The organism is Parvibaculum sp. (genome assembly GCF_049672805.1).
Lineage (GTDB): Bacteria > Pseudomonadota > Alphaproteobacteria > Parvibaculales > Parvibaculaceae > Parvibaculum.
The window spans coordinates 1-6280 of record NZ_JBATWS010000276.1; the positions used below are offsets into that span (position 1 = coordinate 1).

At 61.6% G+C, this 6280-nt stretch carries 7 protein-coding genes; 2 read left to right on the top strand and 5 right to left on the bottom strand.

Translation table 11 applies throughout. The annotated features are described in order from the left end of the window. Positions 1–18 precede the first annotated feature (18 nt). Positions 19–924 (top strand): oxygen-dependent coproporphyrinogen oxidase, encoded by a 906-nt coding sequence (gene hemF, locus WBF74_RS08890; RefSeq protein WP_424438353.1) that lies wholly within the window; start codon positions 19–21, stop codon positions 922–924. Positions 925–982: 58 nt separating this feature from the next. Here hemF and hemN read toward each other — a convergent pair whose 3' ends face one another. The 5 genes from hemN to WBF74_RS08915 all read right to left on the bottom strand — a co-directional run bounded on the left by hemN (position 983) and on the right by WBF74_RS08915 (position 5642). Further along, on the bottom strand, positions 983–2332 hold the full coding sequence (gene hemN, locus WBF74_RS08895) for an oxygen-independent coproporphyrinogen III oxidase (RefSeq protein WP_424438338.1): 1350 nt from the start codon (positions 2330–2332) through the stop codon (positions 983–985). A 79-nt stretch (positions 2333–2411) separates the two neighbouring features. After that, positions 2412–2957, bottom strand: a complete 546-nt coding sequence (locus WBF74_RS08900; protein WP_424438341.1) for a hypothetical protein — start codon at positions 2955–2957, stop codon at positions 2412–2414. Positions 2958–2972: 15 nt separating this feature from the next. Next, positions 2973–4226, bottom strand: coding sequence for a CCA tRNA nucleotidyltransferase (locus tag WBF74_RS08905; protein WP_424438344.1), 1254 nt, complete (start codon positions 4224–4226; stop codon positions 2973–2975). Positions 4227–4303: 77 nt separating this feature from the next. Next, on the bottom strand, positions 4304–4969 hold the full coding sequence (locus WBF74_RS08910; protein ID WP_424438347.1) for a CoA pyrophosphatase: 666 nt from the start codon (positions 4967–4969) through the stop codon (positions 4304–4306). A gap of 34 nt (positions 4970–5003) precedes the next feature. Next, positions 5004–5642, bottom strand: coding sequence for a DUF1285 domain-containing protein (locus WBF74_RS08915; RefSeq protein WP_424438356.1), 639 nt, complete (start codon positions 5640–5642; stop codon positions 5004–5006). A 160-nt stretch (positions 5643–5802) separates the two neighbouring features. On the opposite strand from WBF74_RS08915, the gene WBF74_RS08920 reads away from it, so the two are divergent. After that, the coding region (locus WBF74_RS08920; protein WP_424438350.1) for an AAA family ATPase at positions 5803–6280 on the top strand (478 nt) is incomplete at its 3' end.

Below are 6280 nucleotides of genomic sequence, written 5' to 3' on the forward strand. Positions count from 1 at the left end.
AAGTAAGGGCGTGGTGAAATCCAGCAAGAAGAAATGACCATGACCGACGACAAGACGATCGCTGAGCGAAAGGCCCGGGCCGAGGCCTGGTTCCGCGAATTGCGTGACCTGATCTGCGCCGAATTCGAGAAGCTGGAAGATGAGCTGACCGGCCACTTCGCGGACAGGCCCGCCGGGCGCTTCGTCCGCACGCTGTGGAAGCGGGGCGACGGCACGCAGGAGGAAGGCGGCGGCGAAATGTCGATCATGCATGGCCGTGTCTTCGAAAAGGTTGGTGTGCATATCTCGACGGTCTATGGCGAGTTCTCGGAGGATTTCCGCAAGCAGATGCAGGGCGCGGAAGAAGACCCGCGCTTCTGGGCGAGCGGCATTTCCCTTATTGCCCATATGCAGAACCCGCGCGTGCCGGCCGTGCATATGAATACGCGGCATGTCTATACGACGAAGAGCTGGTTTGGCGGCGGCGGCGATCTCACGCCCGTGCTTGATGTGCAGCGGCGCGCCGATCATCCCGATACGGTTGATTTTCACGCCGCCTACAAGCGCGCCTGCGACAAGCATGATGCGGACTATTATCCGCGCTTCAAGAAATGGTGCGATGAATATTTCTTCCTGCCCCACCGCAATGAACCGCGCGGCACGGGCGGGATTTTTTATGACCATCTGAACAGCGGCGACTGGGACTCCGATTTCGCCTTCACGCAGGATGTGGGCCGCGCTTTTCTTGAAATCTACCCGGAACTCGTGCGCCGCCACATGAATGAACCGTGGACGGAAGAAGAGCGCGAAGAACAGCTCATCCGCCGTGGCCGCTATGTGGAGTTCAACCTGCTCTATGATCGCGGCACGGTGTTCGGCCTGAAAACGGGCGGGAATGTGAACTCGATCCTGTCGTCCATGCCACCGACGGTGAAGTGGCCGTGAGGGATCGAGATGTTTGTCTGACATCCACCCTCCCTTTGCGGGAGGATGGTTCTGACATTCAGACCGCCACCGAATGCCGCGCCGTGCCTCTGGCGAGGTAGATGTCGAATACCGCGCAGACGGCGCGGACGAGGGGGCGGCCTTCTTCTGTCATCTGGAGGCGGTGGCCTTCGCGTTTCACGATGCCGTCTGCTTCCAGCGGGGCGAGGGCTTCGAGTTCTTCGGTGAAGGCTCCGGTATCCGTTTCATAGAGCCGCGCGATATCGTCGAGATCGACGCTCATGTCGCACATCAGCCGCTCGATGATGGCGCGGCGCAGACGATCTTCGTCGCAGAGGGCGATGCCGCGCGTGATTGACAGGCGACCTTCGCGCACAGTGGCCTTGTAACGATCAATCGCGAGTTCATTTGCGACATAGCCTTGCGGCAGGGCGCCGATGGCAGACGCGCCAAGGCCGATCAGAACGGGGGCCTTGTCGGTCGTGTAACCCTGAAAATTGCGATGGAGCTTCCCCGCTGCCTGCGCCTTTGCCATGGCATCATCCGGCAGCGCGAAATGGTCGAGGCCGACCGGGACATAGCCATGCTCGACAAGCCGTGCGGCCGCAGCCTCACATTGCGCCCAGCGTTCGGAAAGGCCGGGGAGAGACTCTTCCGGGATGAGCTTCTGATGCGGCTTCATCCAGGGCACATGCGCATAACCGAAAAGCGCGATGCGAGCGGGAGCAAGCTCGGCTGCCTTGTCCACGGTCGCAAGAAGCGTATCGACCGTCTGATATGGCAGGCCGTAGCAGAGATCCATATTGATGGCGGTGATGCCATGTGCGCGCAGCCAGTGGATCACGCGCGCCGTGACATCATAGGGCTGAATGCGGTTGATCGCGTGCTGCACACGCGGCTCGAAATCCTGCACGCCGATGGAAGCGCGCGTCACCCCCGCTTCCGCCATGGCGGCGACATAGGCTTCATCCGCCGTGCGCGGATCAAGCTCGACAGCGATTTCTGCGCCTGGCAGCAAATCAAAATGGCGCCGCAGCGTCGCCAGCGTACGGGCGAAATCATCCGGCGTCAGCAGGGTCGGGCTGCCGCCACCGAGATGGATATGCTCGACACCCATGCGCGCGGGCAGATGCCTCGCTACAAGGTCCGCCTCGGCAAGCAGCGCGTCGAGATAGTCGGCCACCGGCGCGTATTTCCGCGTTGCCTTTGTGTGGCAGCCGCAGAACCAGCACATCTCGGCGCAATAGGCGATGTGGAGATAGAGCGAGAGGGGTGCAGCAGGATCAAGCGCGCCGAGCCAGCCTGCATAAGTCTCGCCACTCACCGCAGGGGAGAAATGCGGTGCTGTCGGATAGGACGTGTAACGCGGCACGGCAACCCCGTACCGCTTGATAAGTGTGTCGCGCATGGCAAGACGCTAGGCTGCGGGACGCGCGTGGAACATGCCCACAAATGTCGCAGGGGAATTATGTCGCAGCCCGTGGCAGCTATTCCTCTTGCGCGATGACCGCGCGCAGCGAGGCTTTCAGCGTGCCGCGAGAGGCAAAGTCCCAGTCCCCGCCATAGGCAATGTCATCAACGAGAAAGGTGCCCGCATCATTGGCGGAAAGTGTGAGCAGAACACGATCCTCCCACTCAAACACCTCACCTTCGCTTTCATGGGAAAGCAACACGGTGCAGGCGAGTGTCTCGTCGCGTTCGGTTGTGCAGGCACCGGGCTTATAGGCGGTTGCCCCTTCGAAGAGCGAGGAGAAGATATCGCCCTGCAGGTAGGGCGGCTCCGAATTATTCGTGCGTATGGTGTGGCGACGTTCGGCTTCTGCGGCCTGCCCAAGCAGCCTGTCGAGTTCCGGCGATATGACGGGACGCAGACGGGTGCGCATTTCCATGTCTGGTACACCGCCCTGCCGCTCGCTCAGCACGATGTCGTAAAAAGCGGAGATGGCGGACGCCGTATCTCCGCCCGCCTCTTCATTCCCGCAGGACGCAAGAGGAAGCGCGACAAGAGCCGCCAAAAGAGCCTTGCGGATCATGCCCCCTCCTCGCGCCTAGTAGATGGTTGCCTGCACAATCGCCTTCAGGCGCTCGATGATCGAGAATTCGTCATCGATGAAATCGCTGTCGATCCACCATTCCTCGACTTCCCTCCGCACACGGCCGATTTCCGGGCCTTCGGGAACACCGGCAGCCTTTATCATCTCGCCGGTGAGCATCAGTTCCGGCTTTTGCCAGCTATCAGCCAGTGCAAGCAGCGCGCGCCACTGGAAGGCATTGCGCCCAGGGCGTTCGTCTGCCCAGCCGAGCGTCACACGGTCGCGGAAAAGCTGGCGGCCCATCAGATAGAGCGCGCGGCGCACTTCGCGCATGGAGAGGTAGCAGACGATCTTCGTCTTGTCGGTGAAAATGCCGGTCAGCCGCTCCTTGTCCTTGTTGGAGAGCTTCAGGCGCTCCGCAAGCGAGACGACACCCGCTGCATCGAGATCAACCATGGCCGCAAGACGCAGAAGCGGATCAGGCCCCATCAGGAAGAGCTGTTGCGTTTCGATTTCAACGAGGCGTTCGAGGCGGTCGAGGCGGCTTGCTTCCGGCAGAACGATGGCGAGGATGCCCGCCGCTGCCATCTGGCGGAAGGCAGCGCCTGCGGCATCCGCCGTTGCGATTTTCAGAAGCTCGTCCCGCACGCGCTCACCCGAAAGCTGGCGCAACCCCTCGCGCTTTTCCGCGCAGGCGCGAAGACCGGCACTGTCCGGCTCTCCCTTGCCGTAATAGGCATGAAAGCGGAAGAAACGCAGGATACGGAGATAATCTTCCTCAATGCGCTGATGCGCATCGCCAATAAAGCGAACGCGACGCGCCTCGACATCCTCGCGCCCGCCCAGCGGGTCATGAACGGTGCCATCCGCATCGCAGTAAAGCGCGTTCATGGTGAAGTCGCGCCGCGCGGCATCGGCTTCCCAGTCCTGCGTGAAGGCAACATCAGCACGGCGGCCATCTGTCGCCACATCGACGCGCAGCGTGGTGATTTCAAAATGACGCGTCGCGGTGACGGCAGTGATGGTGCCATGCTTTAGCCCGGTCGGCACGACCTTGATTCCCTTCGCCTCCAGCAGCGCCTGAGCCTTTTCAGGCGTATGAGTCGTGGCGATGTCCACATCCGTGACAGGAACGCGCATCAGGGCATTGCGCACACAGCCGCCGACGAAACGCGCAGCGCCGCCATCTGCGAGAAGCGCTTCCATCACGGCTTTTGTGCCGGGTTCGTTGAGCCATGCGGCGCTGGCCAGTTCTTTTTCGGCGCTCATTGATGAACGTTCCTCACTACTCTCGACACCAGGGGCACTATTATTACGGCGTGTCTCATGGCGCACCCATGAGGCATTCAGTCGCCATAAAGCCGATCATACATGTTTTTCAGCATACCTGCCGTCGCGCCCCATATGTAATGGCCGTTATAGGGCATGGCGTAATATTCCCGCCGTTTTCCCCGCCACATGACGTTGTGGCGCTCGTGATTCCTCGGGTCCATAAGGAAGGCAAGCGGGACTTCGAAAGCCTCCGCCACTTCATCAGGTGAAATGGCGAGGGTGAAGCCCGGCCGGACAAACGCAACCACCGGAAGAATGCGAAAGCCGGTTCCCGTCTCGTAGGGGTCAAGATAGCCGACCACTTCCACATGGGCGGGGTCCAGCCCCACCTCCTCCTCCGCCTCGCGTATGGCGGCCTCGGCAGGCGTTTCGCCCGGATCGATCTTGCCGCCCGGAAAGGCGACCTGGCCCGAATGTGTTCCCAGATGATCGGCCCGCCGCGTCAGCAGCACATGCGGCCCATGATGATGCTCGACCACGCCGACCAGCACGGCAGCCGCGCGCAGCGACACACGATCCTCCGGCTCCACCCAGACATTCGTTTCCGATGTTTCTCTTGCGGGCGGATTGAGGTCATGGTCCCCGCGCAGGCCCGGCAGCCCGTTTGCGGCGAGAAGTGCCGCAAGCGGCGGCGGCTCCCGGTCTGTGCGGGACAGAATGAGATCGCGATAGTTTTTCATAGTGACCGGTCAGCTCCCCGCGCGTGGCGCTCCATCAAAACGCCACTTCATCGGCAGGCTGGAAAGGGAAAAATACACCGCCGGACCAGACACCGAACCATTTACGGCCCTCATGCTCTTCCTCGGTGCCAAGCTCCACGAGGTCATAGAAGGTCGCGCGGTTGATGAGAGCATCAAGCCTTGCGCGGACATGAACGTAAGGGGCGGGCTCGCCCGTCTCCCTGTCGAATTCGAAGTGCAGCGGATGGTCGGGGCCTGCTACCGTTTCGTCTCCGACATTGGTGGTGAAGGTCAGCACCTGATCGCGCCCCTCGCCTTCCACCTTCATGGCGACGGCCACGAAAGGCGCATCATCCACCTTGATGCCAACCTTCTCGACCGGCGTGACGAGATAATATTTCCCGTCCTCATCATGGCGGAGGATGGTCGAAAACAGCCGCACCAGCCGCTCGCGGCCGATGGGGGTGCCCATATAGAACCAGGTGCCATCCCGGGCGATGCGCATATCGAGATCGCCACAAAACTCCGGATTCCAGAGATGGACCGGGGGAAGCCCGCGTGCCTTCTTGCCCGCCTCCTCGGCGGCAGCAAGGCCTTTCAGTCCGCCCGGCGCATCGCCCGCGCCGGTCTTTTCCGCTTTTGCGGCTGTCTTTCCGGTCACGGCGGCCATAATTCATCTCCTCTTGCAAAGCAGAACAGCGATTTCGTGGCCCAGACCCCTGAATCCGGCCATATTATCGTCACTAAGGCCCGCGCCAATGGCGGCGCGACACGAAACAGGGATGTGGCACGGCGGCGGAGCCGAACTCCGCCCCTCCCCAATATGTAGGTCAATGCAGACAGTCAGTGAAGCCGACGGCGCTGCCGTCCGGGAAATCGAGGAAACGGGCGCCAAGATTGCCAATGCGCGCGAAGCGCTTGGTGAGGTGATTTTCGGGCAGGAATCCGTCATCGATCAGACGCTGGTAACGGTGCTGGCAGGCGGCCATGCGCTTCTTGTGGGCGTGCCGGGTCTGGCGAAAACGCTGCTCGTCCACACGATGGGGCAAGTGCTGGGGCTGGATGACAAGCGCGTCCAGTTCACGCCGGACCTGATGCCGGCCGATATTCTGGGCTCCGAAGTGCTGGAAGAATCAGATCAGGGCCATCGCAGCTTCCGCTTCATCAAGGGTCCGGTTTTCTGCCAGTTGCTGATGGCGGACGAAATCAACCGCGCAAGCCCGCGCACGCAGTCCGCGCTCCTGCAGGCCATGCAGGAGAAGCAGGTGACGGTGGCTGGCGTGCGCTATGAGCTGCCGAGCCCCTTCCATG